14 protein-coding genes and 2 pseudogenes are annotated in these 16,600 nt (G+C 53.1%); 6 read left to right on the forward strand and 10 right to left on the reverse strand.

Annotated features, from left to right (window positions below):
• Window positions 1-168: 168 nt before the first annotated feature.
• On the forward strand, window positions 169-1,167 hold the full coding sequence (gene gntR / locus DB847_RS18435) for a gluconate operon transcriptional repressor GntR (RefSeq protein ID WP_108652016.1): 999 nt from the start codon (window positions 169-171) through the stop codon (window positions 1,165-1,167).
• A gap of 422 nt (window positions 1,168-1,589) precedes the next feature.
• Here gntR and DB847_RS18440 read toward each other — a convergent pair.
• The 3 genes and pseudogenes from DB847_RS18440 to DB847_RS18450 form a co-directional block, all read right to left on the reverse strand.
• Window positions 1,590-2,224, reverse strand: a pseudogene (locus tag DB847_RS18440) (bifunctional 4-hydroxy-2-oxoglutarate aldolase/2-dehydro-3-deoxy-phosphogluconate aldolase).
• 3 nt (window positions 2,225-2,227) lie between these two features.
• A complete protein-coding gene (edd, locus tag DB847_RS18445) occupies window positions 2,228-4,033 on the reverse strand; it encodes a phosphogluconate dehydratase (RefSeq protein WP_108652017.1) in 1,806 nt (601 codons plus the stop codon).
• On the reverse strand, window positions 4,030-4,551 hold the full coding sequence (locus tag DB847_RS18450; RefSeq protein WP_108653019.1) for a gluconokinase: 522 nt from the start codon (window positions 4,549-4,551) through the stop codon (window positions 4,030-4,032). The genes edd and DB847_RS18450 overlap by 4 nt, the downstream gene beginning before the upstream one ends.
• A gap of 163 nt (window positions 4,552-4,714) precedes the next feature.
• On the opposite strand from DB847_RS18450, the gene gntU reads away from it, so the two are divergent.
• The gene (gntU, locus tag DB847_RS18455) at window positions 4,715-6,058 is read left to right on the forward strand and encodes a gluconate transporter (RefSeq protein WP_108652018.1); all 1,344 of its coding nucleotides are present in this window, start codon (window positions 4,715-4,717) and stop codon (window positions 6,056-6,058) included.
• Window positions 6,059-6,333: 275 nt separating this feature from the next.
• Here gntU and DB847_RS18460 read toward each other — a convergent pair whose 3' ends face one another.
• From DB847_RS18460 to DB847_RS26440, 3 genes and pseudogenes are all read right to left on the reverse strand, one after another.
• Window positions 6,334-7,182, reverse strand: a complete 849-nt coding sequence (locus DB847_RS18460) for a DHHA1 domain-containing protein (RefSeq protein WP_199911623.1) — start codon at window positions 7,180-7,182, stop codon at window positions 6,334-6,336.
• A gap of 12 nt (window positions 7,183-7,194) precedes the next feature.
• Window positions 7,195-7,332: a hypothetical protein gene (locus tag DB847_RS24530; protein WP_159084739.1), complete on the reverse strand. Its 138-nt coding sequence runs from the start codon at window positions 7,330-7,332 to the stop codon at window positions 7,195-7,197.
• A 109-nt stretch (window positions 7,333-7,441) separates the two neighbouring features.
• Window positions 7,442-8,460 (reverse strand): annotated as a pseudogene (locus DB847_RS26440) (LysR substrate-binding domain-containing protein).
• A 224-nt stretch (window positions 8,461-8,684) separates the two neighbouring features.
• On the opposite strand from DB847_RS26440, the gene DB847_RS18470 reads away from it, so the two are divergent.
• The gene (locus DB847_RS18470; RefSeq protein WP_108652019.1) at window positions 8,685-10,580 is read left to right on the forward strand and encodes a monovalent cation:proton antiporter-2 (CPA2) family protein; all 1,896 of its coding nucleotides are present in this window, start codon (window positions 8,685-8,687) and stop codon (window positions 10,578-10,580) included.
• 118 nt (window positions 10,581-10,698) lie between these two features.
• Here the strand turns inward: DB847_RS18470 and DB847_RS18475 are convergent, their stop codons facing one another.
• The 4 genes from DB847_RS18475 to prmA form a co-directional block, all read right to left on the reverse strand.
• Window positions 10,699-11,520 (reverse strand): hypothetical protein, encoded by an 822-nt coding sequence (locus DB847_RS18475; RefSeq protein WP_108652020.1) that lies wholly within the window; start codon window positions 11,518-11,520, stop codon window positions 10,699-10,701.
• 151 nt (window positions 11,521-11,671) lie between these two features.
• The gene (fis, locus tag DB847_RS18480) at window positions 11,672-11,971 is read right to left on the reverse strand and encodes a DNA-binding transcriptional regulator Fis (protein ID WP_108652021.1); all 300 of its coding nucleotides are present in this window, start codon (window positions 11,969-11,971) and stop codon (window positions 11,672-11,674) included.
• A 25-nt stretch (window positions 11,972-11,996) separates the two neighbouring features.
• On the reverse strand, window positions 11,997-12,968 hold the full coding sequence (dusB, locus tag DB847_RS18485) for a tRNA dihydrouridine synthase DusB (protein WP_108652022.1): 972 nt from the start codon (window positions 12,966-12,968) through the stop codon (window positions 11,997-11,999).
• A gap of 259 nt (window positions 12,969-13,227) precedes the next feature.
• On the reverse strand, window positions 13,228-14,106 hold the full coding sequence (gene prmA / locus DB847_RS18490) for a 50S ribosomal protein L11 methyltransferase (RefSeq protein WP_108653021.1): 879 nt from the start codon (window positions 14,104-14,106) through the stop codon (window positions 13,228-13,230).
• A gap of 429 nt (window positions 14,107-14,535) precedes the next feature.
• Here prmA and DB847_RS18495 point away from each other — a divergent pair, with 429 nt between their 5' ends.
• The 3 genes from DB847_RS18495 (at window position 14,536) to DB847_RS18510 (ending at window position 16,501) form a co-directional block, all read left to right on the forward strand.
• Window positions 14,536-14,757, forward strand: a complete 222-nt coding sequence (locus DB847_RS18495) for a hypothetical protein (protein WP_108652023.1) — start codon at window positions 14,536-14,538, stop codon at window positions 14,755-14,757.
• A gap of 403 nt (window positions 14,758-15,160) precedes the next feature.
• Window positions 15,161-15,703, forward strand: a complete 543-nt coding sequence (locus DB847_RS18505; protein ID WP_108652025.1) for a non-canonical purine NTP pyrophosphatase — start codon at window positions 15,161-15,163, stop codon at window positions 15,701-15,703.
• Between the two features lie 3 nt (window positions 15,704-15,706).
• Window positions 15,707-16,501: an SIR2 family protein gene (locus DB847_RS18510; protein WP_108652026.1), complete on the forward strand. Its 795-nt coding sequence runs from the start codon at window positions 15,707-15,709 to the stop codon at window positions 16,499-16,501.
• Window positions 16,502-16,600 lie beyond the last annotated feature (99 nt).

A 16,600-nucleotide genomic window follows, 5' to 3' on the forward strand; every position in this document is an offset into this window, starting at 1 on the left:
GGCTCCAACCCCGATGGGATACCATCGAAACCATAACCATGACAAGGATCACCAATTATACTGACCCCGGGCCGCTCAATAAAGAGGGCTTCCCATTGAGAGCCAGCCGATGTTCTACCCTAAAAGAATCTGTTATGTTACGTGTAACATCATCTCTGAACACGGCTCATGAGCAAGAAACGAAGACCCACACTACAAGATGTCGCCAGTCTGGTCGGCGTCACCAAGATGACTGTCAGCCGATATCTGAAAAATCCATCCCAGGTCTCCCCTGCCACTCGGGATAGACTTGCAGCAGCGGTCGAGCAACTTGGCTATATTCCCAACCGGGCGCCGGATATCCTCTCCAATGCCAAAAGCAGGGCGATCGGGGTGCTGGTTCCCTCTTTGACCAACCAGGTATTCGCCGAAGTGATCCGTGGCATCGAGTCGGTAACCGAGCCCGCCGGTTACCAGCTGATGTTTGCTCACTATGGCTATAGTGCCCACAGTGAAGAGCAACACATCGCCTCCCTGCTCTCCTACAATGTCGATGGCCTGCTACTGTCTGAAACCCTCCACAGTGAACGAACCCTGAGGATGATCGAGACCGCAGGGATCTCTGTGGTCGAAATGATGGATTGCTCCTCGGAGTGCATTCGCCAGGCGGTAGGTTTGGATAACGCCCGGGCCGCCTACAGTATGGTCGAAACAATGATCCAGCGCGGCTACCGGCAAATCGCCTACCTGGGAGCGCGGATGGATCAGCGCACCCAACTTAGAATGCAAGGCTATACCCGGGCACTGGAGGCTCATGGGTTAAAACCTGTCACCCTGCTAACCGAGCAAGCCTCCTCCTTCAGCCTCGGTGCCTCGCTGCTTAAACAGGTGCTGAGCGAACACCCACAAACAGACGGACTATTTTGTACCAATGACGATCTGGCGATCGGCGCCCTGTTTGAATGCCAGCGCCAGGGAATCCAGATCCCGGGAGAGCTGGCTATAGCCGGCTTCCATGGCCACGATATAGGTCAATCCATGGTGCCAAGGCTCGCCAGTGTAATCACCCCCAGGGAGCAGATCGGCCAGGTAGCGGCTCGGGAGTTATTGGCAAGGCTCAACGACGAGCCTCTGGCCCAAACCCGCTTTGATCTCGGCTATCAGATCAGCACCGGGGAGAGTATTTAGAACACCATTTTGAGCGTTTTTGCCTATCAGAGTCCTGATCGCAATATCGAAGGGAGAGTTTGTCACCCCGTGAACGAGCGCCGAGGAGAACCGTAGAGGATTAAGGTTGAGCGATAAGGGTGACGTTTCTCCCAGAGAAACAGAACGAGAGGCAGGATGCCGAACTGGGAGGGCTTATCATGGATGATAAGCAGCGCGAGAGCTTAGCCATCACATGGACGTGATGTCTAAGCTGCGGCTTAATCCTTAGGAGAGACAAGGGTACAGCGAGGTTCGGGGCGCCCCGGGAGATGCAAGAGGGTGCGGGCGAGCGCACCTTTTTGCCTGCTGCCGGTCAGTACCGGCTCATGCAACTCAGCTGCAAATCATAATACTCAGATCGTGTATAGATAATAGCGCTTAGCTGCACAGCCGATTTGGCATCAACTCACCGCCGCGATCGCCTGGCGGGTCAGCTCGGTCACCTGTTGCCAGTCACCCGCTTCAATCGCAGCGGCAGGAATCATCCAGGTGCCCCGACCGTTGCTACGCAATCCAGTGACAGATAGCTACCGGCATTGTCCGGGTTCACCCCACCGGTCGGGCAGAACTGGACCTGAGGCAGCGGTGCCGCAATCGCCTTGAGCGCCTTAGCTCCACCGTTGATCTCCGCCGGGAAGAACTTCAGGTGATCATAACCAAGCTCAAGGGCCGTGATGATCTCAGAGGGGGTTGCGACTCCCGGAATCAGGGGCGCTTCACCGGATAAGGCATGCCTGAGCAAATTAGGGCTGTAGCCCGGAGAGATCACGAATTTGGCCCCGGCCGCAACCGCCTGATCATACTGCTCAGTATTGATCACTGTTCCGGCTCCAACCAGAGCCTCTGGCATCGCTTCACTGATCTGGCGGATCGCTTCCAGGGCTACCGGGGTGCGCAGGGTGATCTCAAACACCCGGATCCCACCTGCGGCGAGGGCCCTGGCCATCGGCAGGGCATCTTCTAAGTGCTTGATAACCATCACAGGAACTATGGGTGATTCTGCAAAAACCTCTGAGGGCTGAATATTCCATGACATTGACTAACTCTCCTCTTGATACAAAATAGTGGCACCGCTCTCAGCGCTGCTGATGTTATGGCGATAGACAGAGAAAAGCTCCCGCCCGCCGCCGACGTGCTGATAGCTAAGCTCCACCAGGGTATCCTCCCTTGAGGAGATATCGGTCAGCACCTCAAGGCTGCCCTCTCCCGCATCCAACCGAATCCGATCACCGTTTTCAAGACGGGCCAGTGGTCCACCTCGGCTGGCTTCAGGTGTCATATGAATAACAGCCGGAACCTTACCGGAAGCTCCCGACAAACGGCCATCGGTGACCAGTGCGACTTTGAAACCCTGCTGCATCAGGTTTCCCAGAATTGGCATCAGTTTGTGCAATTCGGGCATCCCATTGGCTGCCGGCCCGTTGTGCCGCACCACAATCACCGCATCCTGGTTGATCTCACCAGCCTGATAGGCTCTCTCGACCTCATGCTGAGACTCAAAGACCAGGGCCGGCGCTTCAAGCTGTTGATGCTGTTTGGCAATGGCACTAACCTTGATCACCCCACGCCCCAGGTTGCCCTGCACCAGCTTCAGCCCACCCTGCTCACTAAAGATCTCACCCGCTGCGGCGATCACTTTCGGATTGGCCGAGCTTACTGCCGGGCGATACACCAGCTCTCCTGCATCGATTTCCGGGGATTGAAGGTAGTCCTCCATAGTGCCATAAACAGGGGTGGCATCCATATGCAGCAGACCACGGCGGGCTAATTCCAGCATCAGGGTAGGCACCCCTCCGGCCGCTTCAAAGGCGTTAATATCTTCAGGTCCATTTGGATAGAGGCGGGTCAGCAGCGGCACCACTTGGGACAGGGCATCCAGATCATCCCAGGTCACAATCAATCCGGCGGCTCTGGCGATCGCCAGCATATGGATGCTGTGGTTGGTGCTGCCCCCTGAGGCCAGCAAGGCTACCAGCCCATTGACCAGACAGCGAGCATCCACCACCTCAGCCAGGGGGCGATAATCACCACTGCCTCTGGCGATCCTGACCATGTGGCTGGCTATTTTTGCGGTCAGGGCCTCACGTAGCTCAGTATCGGGGGGCACAAAGGCAGAGCCCGGAAGCATCAGCCCCATCACCTCAAATACCAGCTGGTTGGTGTTTGCCGTACCGTAAAAGGTACAGGTCCCGGGAGAGTGATAGGCCCGGCATTCCATCTCGAGCAGCGCCTGTTTATTCACCTCGCCAGCAGCATACTGCTGGCGGATGCTGACCTTCTCACTGTTAGAGATCCCGCTGCCCATGGGACCTGCCGGTACAAAGGCTGCCGGCAGATGGCCAAAGGCCAGGGCTCCCATCAGCTGGCCCGGTGCGATCTTATCGCAGATCCCAAGCAGCAGGGTGGCATCAAAGGTGTTATGGCTCAGACCGATGGCTGTGGCCTGGGCAATCAGATCCCGGGAGAAGAGTGACAGATCCATCCCGGGCTGGCCCTGGGTCACGCCATCACACATGGCCGGAACCCCGGCGGCAACCTGGGCGCTATGACCCAACCGGCTCAGGATCTGCTTGATCTGCCTTGGATAATCGGCATAGGGCTGATGGGCGCTGAGCATATCGTTATAGGCGGAGATGATCCCCACATTGACCCGAGTCATATCCAGCAGACTCGACTTTTGAGCCGATGAGCAGGCGGCAGCTGTGTGAGCCAGGTTGCCACAGGAGAGGGTTGCGCGCGGTACCCCTTGATTAGCCTGCTCACGGATCACCTCAAGATAGTGACTGCGAGTCCTGGTGCTACGCTCTGTGATCCTATCGGTCACTTGACAAATAATTGGATTCATCCCTTAGCTAGCTCCCCATTTTCTGTTTGTTTAAACTGCTCGGCTGCCTGCAGGCAGCGCTCAACCACCCGTTCAATCGGGCCATCAATATCCACCTCCAGCACATCATGAGTCTCATCAGTCGGTGGCTCCAGGGCCTCAAACTGACTCTTGAGTAACTCTGGTGGCATGAAGTGATCGCTGCGGGCCAGCATTCTCTCGAGGATCAGCTCAAAGTCACCCCGCAATAAAATGAATCGAACCTGCTGGTTTCCCTCACGGATCTGATCCCGGTAGGCTCTCTTGAGGGCGGAGCAGACAATCACCCCCTGCTCACTTTTCTTTTCAAGGCTAAAGGCTGCATCGCGGATCCGCTCCAGCCAGGGTGCCCTGTCCGCATCATTCAGGGGGGAGCCGGAGGCCATCTTGAGGATATTTGCCTTGGGGTGCAGATCATCACCATCAATGAACTTAGCCCCCAGGCGCCGAGCCATCTTCTCACCAATCGTCGATTTACCGCTGCTGGAGACCCCCATCATGATGTAGCAGCCCCCTGATTGTTTTTTCTTCACTTTTTGACCTCCCTCTCAATTCTCAACATCACTCAGGTGTAATGCTTTTTATGGTAACACGTTACCGGTAACATGTTACCGGTAACTTTCGGGAGTGTGACAAATTACACAAGAATAACAAGGATAAACCATGTCTGAACTATCTCTGATAATGACTGCGGCTGGATCCATTCTGTTGCTGCTGTTTCTGGTGATGAAAGTAAGGTTACATGCCGTCGCCTCCCTGATCCTGGTTTCGATGATCGCTGGGATCCTCTCGGGAATGAGCCCGGCCGATATCGCCGGGACCATCCAAAAAGGGATGGGCGGCACCCTGGGATTTGTTGCCGTGGTCGTCGCGCTGGGCGCCATGTTTGGCAAAGTGATGGAGGTCACCGGAGCCCTGGACCAGATAGCCGATACCCTGCTCAGGCGCTGTGGCTCAAAGAGAGCCAACTGGGCCCTAACCCTGACCGGCTTTATCTGCGCCCTGCCACTCTTCTTTGATGTGGCCGTGGTGCTGCTGATCGGCATCGCCTTTGCGGTGGCCCGGGAAAACCATGGTAGCTTCATCAAGATGTGTATCGCCCTGCTGGCTGGGATCGCCACCTGCCAGGCTTTTCTGATCCCGGCGCCAGGGCCTATCCTGGTGGCATCACAACTGGGTGCTAACTTTGGAGATATGCTGCTGTTTGGGCTGCTGGCCTCGATTCCGGCGATGATCCTGGGGGGCCCCATCTTCGGCAGCATCATCTCCAAAATTGTTAAGATTGAGACCCCGGAACATGCCAGGGTGAATGAGCATGCCCGGGAGGGCCAGGGGGCTCCGACCTTCCGTCTGGCTCTTGGGCTGGTGGTACTGCCGCTTTTGATGATCGGAATGAAGACCATAGTGGCACGCTTTATCGATCCGGCCTCTGCACTCTATGACTGGCTAAGTTTTATCGGTCACCCCTTTACCGCCATCATGGTCTCCTGCCTGGCAGCCTTCTATCTGCTGGGGATCCGCCGGGGGATCAGTAATGACAGGATCATGGAGATCTGTAGCAGCGCTCTCCAACCCGCCGGAGTGATCATCCTGGTCACTGGTGCCGGCGGGGTATTTAAACAGGTCTTGGTGGACTCGGGTGTTGGCGCCGCACTGGGCCACATCCTGGCGGGCTCCGGGCTGCCGGTAGTGATCCTCGCCTTTGTGCTGGCCGCAGCGGTGCGGGTGATCCAGGGCTCGGCCACCGTTGCCATGCTGACCACCTGTGGCCTCATCATTCCGATGCTCGAGCCTCTGGGGCTTGGAGGCGCCCAGCTTGCTGCGATTACCATCGCCATTGGCGGAGGCGCCATTGTACTCTCCCATGTCAATGACTCGGGATTCTGGCTGGCCAATCGTTACCTTGGGATGACCGAGAAACAGACCCTGCAGACCTGGACCGTGATGGAAACCATCATAGGTGTCACAGGTGGGGTGGTCGCTCTTATCATCTCCTGGTTTTTATAAAGGATGATCCCGATCTCAGGTTGGCCGACCAAAGATGAACATGACATAGATCAACTTTACTTCACCTGAGCTGTGGTATAGGCTGCTCACTCCACAACCACTGGAGCAATCCATGATCTGTCACGACGATTACGAGCAGCAAGTTCTGGCCACTTTTGCTGATAAAGAGAGTGAAGAGTTGGCAACTGAAGCCCAGGACGAGGCGCCAGAGCAGGAATAATTCCGCTTTGAATTCAGGCGGGGTATCGGATCACCCCGCCTTTTTATTTCAGTGCTTAACCCTTAGCTAAACGCCCCAGCTCCTCAAAGGCCAAAGCGAAGCCAGCCGCATGCTTGTGGCCTCCCCCGCCAAACCGAACTGCGACTTTTGATACATCCACGCCCGTGGCCTTAGAGCGAAGGCTAAATTTCCGCCCCGACGGGGTATCCTGATAGATGACAGCGAATGCCTCCCCCTCGGCCAGCAGGTTCCCCGCCTCCGAGGCATAGAACCCGGGCGCATTGAGAACCGGAACCTCATAGCCTGCGATCACCTGGCGCAGGGTCGCTGTTTTAATCAGCTCCGCAATTTGCTTCATTTGAGCTCGGTAAATCGCCTTACCCTCGGCATAAAGCTCCCCCAGATCTGAGCTCATAAATTGATTCCACAGCTCCATCTCAAAGGGATAGGAAGAGAGCGCCGCCAGCACCTCACGGGTCCCTTCCATCTCAAAACGCCACAGATCCATATCCTGGATATGCCGAATTAATCGGGGAGGCTCAACTCCGGGGTGGAACCACTGCCAACAAAGCATGGATCCGCTCTTATCGAGATCGATCACTCCCTTAATCTCTCCGCTTTCCATGAGATCTTCCAGCTCGGCTTGGGCGGTTTTATGATGATCGATAAGCAGAACACTGTTCGCCTGGCGTACGATCTCCAGCATCCTTTCCCTCTTATAGGAAAAATCAACAATGATGAGATCCCGGCCAGTAAAATCAGGGATCTCCTCCTGATGAACCGCGGGGATAAGCTCTACCTTTCCCGCGAAGTGACTCCAGACAGCCCAGGCCGCTCCAAAGCCATCTGAGCAGTCGGCATGGTAGATACACAGCGGCTTTTTTAAGGGGCTTTTACTATTCAAGTTAACTGTCCTTTAGTCCTGTTGATGAGGCTGAGAGTGGTTGAGTTGAGAAGCGGGTGCAGGCTGGCTCATCTTGTAGGCCATAAACACAGAACCTATTGCAACCCCAATCGCCAGCACAGCCGCGATGGGGATGATGATCTTTTTCACACTGATATCCGTTACGTATTTGTTACATGCAAGCCAGCTTACTTTGGAACCCTAAGAGGTTGCAAGCCACAAACCAGCTCCGCCACCCGGATCTCTATCCTTCAGCGCTTTATATATCGTAATTGTAATAGAAGGGAGCTCTCTCTTTACTGGCAGTGACATAGGATGGCAGGGTGACTCCATCAAATAACTGGTCTACCTCGGCCTGAGATTGAGCCAGCAACGCTTTTTCAATCAGAGCCTTAGATAGATGGGGAGCAAAATTCTCAATAAAGTAAAAAATATGCTCAGAGTAGAGGTGCTCTTTTCTGAGAAGAATATAGCTGATGCTGGGCTTAAACAGACCAGTCACATCCAGCACCCGTAAGCTATTATCGGCTCCATCCATCGCCATGGAGGCCAGCACCCCAACCCCCATCCCAAGGCGAACATAGTTCTTGATGACATCAGAGTCTGCTGCGGTCAGTGCCAGATTGGGGGTTAATCCCTGGGCACGGAACGCCTCATCAAGTTTTGACTCTCCTCCTCCCCTCTGGGGATAGGTGATCAGAGGGTAAGCTGCAAGCTCGGTAAGAGTCGGTTTTTCAAGCTTGGTCAGGGGATGATCATGGGGAACAACCACCGAGCGCTGCCAGGAATAGCAGGGCAGCATCAGCAGATCATCATAGGGAGAACTCACCTCGTCGGCGATCCCAAAGTCACAATCACCACTGAGCACCGCCTCATGGATCTGGCTCTCCGCCCCTGGGTCATATGCAAAGAGATGTTGGGGTAACGAGTGGCAAATAGCTTAATCACATTGGGCAACAGGTAGTGGGTTTGAGTCGGGGTGGTGGCAATGCTCAGCTCACCCTGCTCCGGGTTTCGGTACTGATTTGCCAGGGTCTTGATCGCCTCGGCTTTTCTGAGCATATCTGCCGCATAGGTAATGATCTGCTGGCCGATGGGGGTCACCCCCAGCAGCTTCTTACCACTGCGCTCAAAGATGGTGATCCCAAGCTCATCCTCAAACAGGCGGATCTGCTTACTGATCCCGGGTTGGGAGGTAAAGAGCCGCTGGGCCGTTTGCGACAGGTTCATATTATTTTTTGAGACTTCGACGATATAGCGCAGCTGCTGTAGCTTCATGGATAACCCCTGCCTGACTGAGGCTTCATAGTAGACTGAGTCAGATCGCGATTGCAATCCGTTCTGCCGGGTCAAACCCTGTCAGGGTTTTGCGCCAGGATGAAATCTAAACCCTTTATCTTCATAATAACCAGCTTAATTTATCGGATTTATGCAAAGGGCAGGATCAGCCCATAAGAAATTACCTTCACGAATAGGCTCAAAACTCGATAGGATCATTGATAATGGATGGCTTTTTATATCAGGCTTTTATCTATTTAACTGCCGCTGTCATTGCAGTCCCCCTTGCCAAAAAACTGGGACTGGGCTCGGTATTAGGGTACCTGATCGCAGGAATATTCATTGGTCCCATCATAGGGCTGGTCGGCGCTGAAACCCAGAATTTAAAACACTTTGCTGAATTTGGCGTCGTCATGATGCTGTTTTTAGTCGGCCTGGAGCTTGAGCCCCAAAAATTATGGGCGATGCGTGGCAAACTACTTGGGCTGGGAGGATTACAGGTGGGCCTGACGACAGGCGCAATCACCCTCATCGGTATCTTGCTGGGCCTTTACTGGAGCATAGCGCTCACGCTAGGGCTCATCTTCTGTTTGTCCTCCACCGCCATCGTGCTGCAGACCCTGAACGAAAAGGGCCTGATGAAGACACAAGGCGGCGAGTCCACTTTTTCTGTGCTGCTGTTTCAGGATATCGCCGTCATCCCCATGCTCGCCCTGCTGCCGCTGTTGGCGATGCCCGCCCTGACGCACAGCAAAGCCCCGGAGCTATTACACCAGGTCCAATCAGGTGCTACGCATTTTTCTCTGACCCAGGGGCTACCTGGCTGGGCAGTGGCGCTGGTGATCATCGCGTCGGTCTCTTTGATTCTTTTTGCAAGCCAGTTTTTGATGCGCCCCCTGCTTCGTTATACGGCCCTGGCTAAATCGCGGGAGATATTCACCGCAACCGCCCTGCTTTTGGTGATCGGTATAGCACTATTAATGACCCTCATCGGACTGTCGCCGGCACTCGGGACTTTCCTGGCCGGCGTCGCCCTTGCAGGAAGTGAGTTCAAACATGAGCTTGAGTCTGATATCGAGCCCTTTAAAGGATTACTGCTTGGGCTCTTCTTTATTACGGTTGGTGCGGGGATCAATTTCCAACTGCTGTTTAATGATTTCACCAACATTATCCTGATCACTCTGGGAATCATGCTCCTCAAGGGTGTCGTTCTCTATTGTTTAACGCTTTTCTTTAAAATCCGTTATGGCGATCGCTGGCTCTTTAGCCTGGGACTGGCTCAGGCCGGTGAGTTTGGCTTTGTCTTGCTTAGTTTCTCCTTACAAAACTCGATTATTCCGGAAAAGATCTATAGCACCATGTCTCTTGTGGTGGCCCTTTCGATGATGCTCACCCCGGGCTTGTTCATCTTCTATGAGAAAGTCATTGCAACCCGGATTATCCAAGATGAGACAAAAGAAGCAGACGCGATTGACGAGCAGGGCTCAGTGATTATTGCTGGCCATGGCCGCTTTGGGCAGATCATCAACCGCATGCTCGTCGCCAACGGCATCAAGACTGTGGTGCTGGATCATAAGCCTTCACTGGTTGAAAACATGCGCCGCTTTGGTATTCGCTCTTTCTTTGGTGATGTTAGCCGCCCCGATCTGTTGCATGCCGCGGGTTTGCATAGTGCTAAGATTCTGATTATAGCCATCGACAATAAGGATAAGATCACCGAAATTGTGCGTTATGCGCGCAAAGAGGCCCCCCACCTGCATATTATCGCCAGAGCCGTCGACAGGCATCATGTTTACTCAAACTATTATGCCGGGGCCAATGATATCGTTCGGGAAACCTTCGACTCATCCGTAAGAGCCGGCCGCTATGCCCTTGAAGCACTCGGTTTCGATCAGTGCCAGGCCCAGAAGATGGCCGATACCTATGTTCAATATGACAGGGAAACCCTGGTCAAACTTGCCAAGGTCTACGATCCAGAGATCCATATTGCGGACAACCCGGACTATGTATCTATTGCCCAGGAGAGTCTGCGCCTATTGGCTGAAGCCATGACCGATCTTCGCAGTAAGCTTGAGAGCAATCCCCATGAATGCCAGGGGACAAAGCCCAACGAGGAATAATCCTGCGAATTGAGGCTTACTTAAGTTGTACCGGGTATGGGCCTACTCCAAGAGGAGAAAGCCCATACCCATGACAGTTTGCAATATTGAGTGAACGCCTGCATTGCTCACCCGCTGGTTACCACTTTTCAGGGGTGTTCCCGGGATGCTGAATCGAGCGATAGGCATCCAGCTCGTCTGCCCACACCAGATCAAATTCATCGTCCTCAAAGCCCACTATCTTGGTTTTTTGATCTGCGCCATTGTTACGCACTACATGGACATAGGCATGCTGAAACCACTTGCTGGTTTTCTCCTGGCACACCCGCGCCATACTGCTCGACAGCTGAGAGCTTCCATGGGCTGGGACCGTCAGGGTTGAAGTTTGGATGTGGGAGGTTGGATTATGGTAAACACTGTGCTTTTCGCAGGTGTTTTTCACATAGAGCTGGCTGATCCCCTGAGAGTTGCCTGTATTACAGCTGCGTGGAAAAAAATTATGCTGCTGACGATACATGCAATGGATCTGAATCGGGTAGCGACTGGCCTGCTCTGTGTTCATCCTGTGCAGGGTGTAACCCCCGTTGCTGTAATCGATCATGATGGATGTTTTCTGCCTTCCATGGGTGGGGAGATCAAAGTGGTGACCATCAGCAAAAATGAGTGATACCCGGTTATAGCTAAAAGAGCCCTCCTCGCCACGGATCGACTCCGGACATGGTGGAGCACTGAACCATAGCCCAGTGCTTCCCGGAGCAACATTTGTGGTGATCTGTCCTGAATTAGTACCTGTATCGCAAATCTGGGTCACGGTGATCGACTGCACATCGGTCGGGAGCTCCTGCCCTGTGTTGGGAATATGCCCTTCAAAAGAGATAAGCACATCGTGCCTGGGATGACTGGTCGCAAAAGCATGACAACTAAAAAGAGTAAAGAGCAGAGCGGTGATAAAAGGTCTCATAAGTCCCTGAATAATTCGCGTTTAAAAACGCGGATTGTAAGGAGGGATTGTGACAATAAGATGACTTATGAGTAAACTCTAATTTTTCTACAAAAAAGGGCTAACCCTTGCGAGCTAACCCTTTGTTGAACTTAAAGTTTCTAGGAAACCCTTAGTTCATGCCGTATTTTTTCAGCTTCTTGCGAAGTGTACCACGGTTGATTCCCATCATGGTCGCAGCGCGAGTCTGGTTTCCACGAGTGTACTGCATGATCACATCCAGCATTGGAGCTTCAACCTCAGAAAGAACCATCTCGTACAGCTCAACCACTTCTTCCCCATTCAGTTGAGCCAGGTAGTTTCTGAGCGCCTGCTGAACAGATTCACGGAGTGGACGCTGGGTTTGCTCATTTGACTGAAGGTTTGTTGTTGTAGTTACCAATGCTTCAGTAGTCAGGTTTTGTTCGAACATATGCGCTTTGCTCTTATTGATTCATTCAACTAGTTACACTTAGAAAGTCGTTCAATGCCGAACGCTGCGAAGCGGCGCTCTCCAACTGATTGAACTGCCTTCTAAAATCTGATCCGGCTTTCTTCTTCTGCAGGTACCAGCCGATATGCTTACGGGCTATACGAACACCCTTGTACTCGCCATAAAAAGAGTGCAGAGCTTCAAGATGCTCTTCCATCACAGAGGCGATCTCTGCCTCGTGAGGGGGAGCACACTCCACACCATGCTCAAGATAATGGCAAATTTCACGGAATAGCCAGGGATCCCCCTGGGCTGCCCGCCCAACCATAACGGCATCGGCACCTGTCACATCAAGGACTTTCCGAGCCTTTTCCGGGCTATCGATATCACCGTTAGCTATCACGGGAATCGATACAGCCTGCTTGATGGCTCGAATCGTCTGATACTCGGCGTTGCCCCGGAACATACAGCTTCGGGTCCTGCCATGTACAGCCAAGGCCTGAATACCACAGCCCTCAGCCAGCCGAGCAATCTCAACACCATTGCGATGCTCCTGATCCCATCCGGTTCGGATCTTAAGGGTCACAGGAACATCCGATGCAGCCACCGCGGCTCGCAGAATCTCTTCTACCAGTGCGGGAAACTGCAACAGTGCTGAGCCTGCCAGCTTCTTATTTACTTTCTTAACCGGGCACCCCATGTTGATATCAATCAACTGGGCTCCCTCGGTCTGTGCATACTCCACAGCTTGAGCGACCAATTGCGGGTCCGATCCTACGATCTGAACTCCGCGGATGGTCCCATCCTGTTCACCATCATCCTGCAGTCGCTTACGCGACTTCTCCGTTTTCCAGACATCCGGGTTAGCCAGCAACATCTCAGACACTGCCAGGCCAGCCCCCATCCGCAAACAGAGCCGGCGAAAAGGCTGATCAGTGATCCCCGCCATGGGAGCCACCACAACGGGGGACTCAATTGTCAAGGAACCGATTTGCATGGGACTCACAACATGAACGCTTCGAAGGAGGCGTATATTACGAGTTTTTTGTGCTCATGAAAAGGTCATAATTTAAGCGAAGCCCCAATTTTCGCAAAAAAAACACAAAGAAAAAGGTTGCTTTTTTTGCAGCTAATAAAAATGTAACGCTTCGCTACAAACAAGTAACACCTGCAGGCCCCGAAGCGCTTAACCGGCGAACAGCTACCGCTTAAAGCCCCTTCATTCTAAGCCGATAATCACAGGCCTCAGATCGGGATCAGGAGCGCTTTTTTCCGCTCAGACGGGCCCACTCCTCGCGATATTCGGGCGCATCCATCTCAAACCAACCCTGGTAATGCTCACACAACTCAGGGGCCTGATTCTCAAGGATCCCTGACAGGGCTAACTTGCCCTCAGGTAATACATGACCGGCAATGACCGGAGCCAATTCACGCAGAGGACCGGCAAGAATATTTGCAACCAAAAGCTCGGCTCTGGTGTTCTGAGGCACATCTTCGGGCAGATAGAGCTCAAGGTTCTCGGAAACACCATTGCGCTCGGCATTGTCGCGGCTGGCAGCCAGGGCCTGAGGATCGATATCGATACCAATCACCCGTTTGGCACCGAGTTTGAGGGCCGCGATCGCCAGGATCCCGGAGCCACAACCAAAATCGATCACCTCTTTGCCCTCAAGATCCTGCTGATCCAGCCACTTCAGGCACAGGGCTGTGGTGGGGTGGGTGCCGGTACCAAAGGCAACGCCGGGATCCAACATCACATTCACCGCATCGGGATCGGGCACATCGCGCCAGCTCGGACAGATCCACAGCCGCTCGCCAAACTGCATCGGATGAAAATGCTCCATCCACTCGCGCACCCAATCCTTGTCTTCAAGTTGCTCGACCTTATAGCGCATCTCGTTGCCGAAATGCTTTTTCAAAAAGGTAACTATGGGAGCCGGGTCAATCTCGGCATCAAACAGGCCAACCACATCGGTCTCTCCCCATAACAGGGTCTGACCCGGCAGGGGTTCAAAAACCGGGGTATCTTTCGCATCCACAAAGGTAACGGCCAGGGCGCCAGCCCCCTCAAGCATGGTTCCGAGCTTCTCGGCCTTCTCTTCGGTGGCATTGACTTTGATCTGTATCCAGGGCATGGGTTTAAAACTCTGAAAAAATTTTGGGCGCATTCTACCATTGCAGCTGCAACATGGGCAGTGGTTAAAATTAAATCAACAAGATTTCAAAAGCGAGATGTAGATCACACATGTATACCCTGATTCATTCGGGCTATTGGGTTTTCTTTTAAAAGAGTTAACATTCCAAACGATAGAGAGCCGGTCATCAACTGTCGCAGGAAAGCAGCAGAGGTTCTCTACACAGACGCTTCCAGGTTACCTCTGGAGTGTGGTACCCAGGATTAAGGATAATCAAGGTCGCCTATATGCCAACAACATCACCACCTCCCCCGGCAATTACAGTAGAGCCCGATCTTTTCTGTTTATCCCCTACCCTTCCTGCAGATACCGTAATTTACGCTCGACATCACAGGGCATCCCCCCAATCTCAACAAAGGAATGATCAAGATGATTAAAGGACTTTTCATCAGCGCCTTATTGTTAGCAACCAGTCTGCTGGGCACAGGCATCGCCAGTGCTGCGGTCCTGACACCGGCACATAGCAACTGTCAGAATCCCGCACCTTTCCCACCTTACAACATCTGTTTAGACAAGGATAAAAGTAGTAGCAGTGATTACCTGCAGCAGATCCTGGCAACCCTTAAGTTCAGCGATCAGGAAAATAGCTGATCTATCCCGTTGCGGAGGCGTACCCTCCGCTCTCATGTCTCAGAACGGCTGACCTTACTAAAGATGTGCGGCTTTCAACGTCACCGGCCTTCTGCCGAAAGGAAGCGGCAGCGGAAGATACCTGTGCAGCAGAGGCTCCAGGGGGAAGTTACAGTCTGGGTAACGCACGCGAAGCAGGGAGTTGAGCTGGAAATAAATCTCATGGAAGAGATTCGGATTTACTGTGTATCTGTAATCTTTGGAAGCAGACATCAACAACAGCTCCCCCTCCGCAACCTGAGGTCTGTTTTTGCGCAGATAATCAATGTTTCACAAGGCTAAATCCCTTACTCTAGCTATGGCAAGCTAGGTACTTTGTTAGCGATACTGTTCCGTATGGAAAACACATCAGCAAGGAGCACGGATGACGCCGATCCGATTTGTGACAGGAAACAAACACAAGAGTGGCCATGTGAGCCATTACCTCGCTCAGGCGGGAATAGAGATGATCCCCTGTCACCACCAGAGCCAAGAGCTGCAAACAGAACATCTGGATCAACTGATCCACGATAAGGTACTTCAGGCGTTTGAGCTCCTCGGACGACCGGTTTTTGTGGAGTATACGGCCCTTTATATGAATGCTATCGATAATTTTCCGGCAGGACTGACCCATATCCTGTGGGAAAAACTTCAGCTGGATAATTTTGCCCGGGTACTGGGAAACCTCGGGGATAGCGGTGTTCGGGCTCGATCCATGATAGGTTACTGTGATTCACGCAACATCTTTACCTTCGAGGGCTCGCTTCAGGGGAACATCCTCAGCGAGCCCCAGGGAGAGAGAACCAACAGCTGGGACTGTATTTTTATTCCCGAGGGCCAAAACCAGCCCCTGTCGCAGCTCGTCGACTTTCAGGGGGCACGCCAGCAAGCTCTGAAAAAGCTCTGTAATTTTTTACACGGAAGGTGATGGATGGAACAGCTGCTCGAAGCCTACAAACAAAATAACCTGATTCTCTTTGTCGGAGCCGGAGTTTCACAGAACCTGGGGCTCCCCTCCTGGGATCAGCTGATGATCGAGGTTGCAAGACAGCTCGATTACAACCCGGATGTCTTCAGTACCTATGGTGAGTTCCTGTCACTGGCGGAGTTTTACAGGATACGCAAGGGAAACATCGGGCCGCTGCGCAGCTGGATGGACAGGGCCTGGCACACCACAGATATCCCGGTAGAGAGCTCGCCGATCCATGGCCTGATCGCCCAGGGAAACTTTCCCCTCATCTATACCACCAACTATGACCGCTGGATCGAAAAGGCCTTTCAACACTACCTGCGCCCCTATACCAAGGTGTCTAAGGTCAGCGATCTGGTTGATGCCAACAGCCAGGCTACCCAGATCGTTAAGTTCCACGGTGACTTTGATGATGACACCTCGATCGTGCTCAGCGAATCCAGTTACTTTGAACGGCTGGAGTTTGAGACGCCACTGGACATCAAGCTCAGGGCCGATGCCCTTGGGAAGTCGGTGCTGTTTATCGGCTACAGTTTGTCGGATATAAATATCCGGCTGCTATTCTATAAATTGGCCAAGATCTGGCAGTCTCACGGAGATGCCAGCGTGCGCCCCAAGTCTTATATTTTCTTTCATCGCCCCAACCCGGTTCAGGAGGAGATCCTGGCCCAATGGGGGATCAAGATGATCTCATCGGATCGCGATGAGCCCGGAATTGCCCTGCAGGAGTTTATGGAAAAACTTGTTCAGGAATAATATCTGTTTACCCACCCTCCCGGTGCACAGTCCTGGCTCTAAACAGGACTCCACTGATTTATAACAACGAATCGCTTCATAAAAGCGATCAGCCACCGG

The organism is Dongshaea marina, from assembly GCF_003072645.1.
Taxonomy (GTDB): Bacteria; Pseudomonadota; Gammaproteobacteria; order Enterobacterales; family Aeromonadaceae; genus Dongshaea; species Dongshaea marina.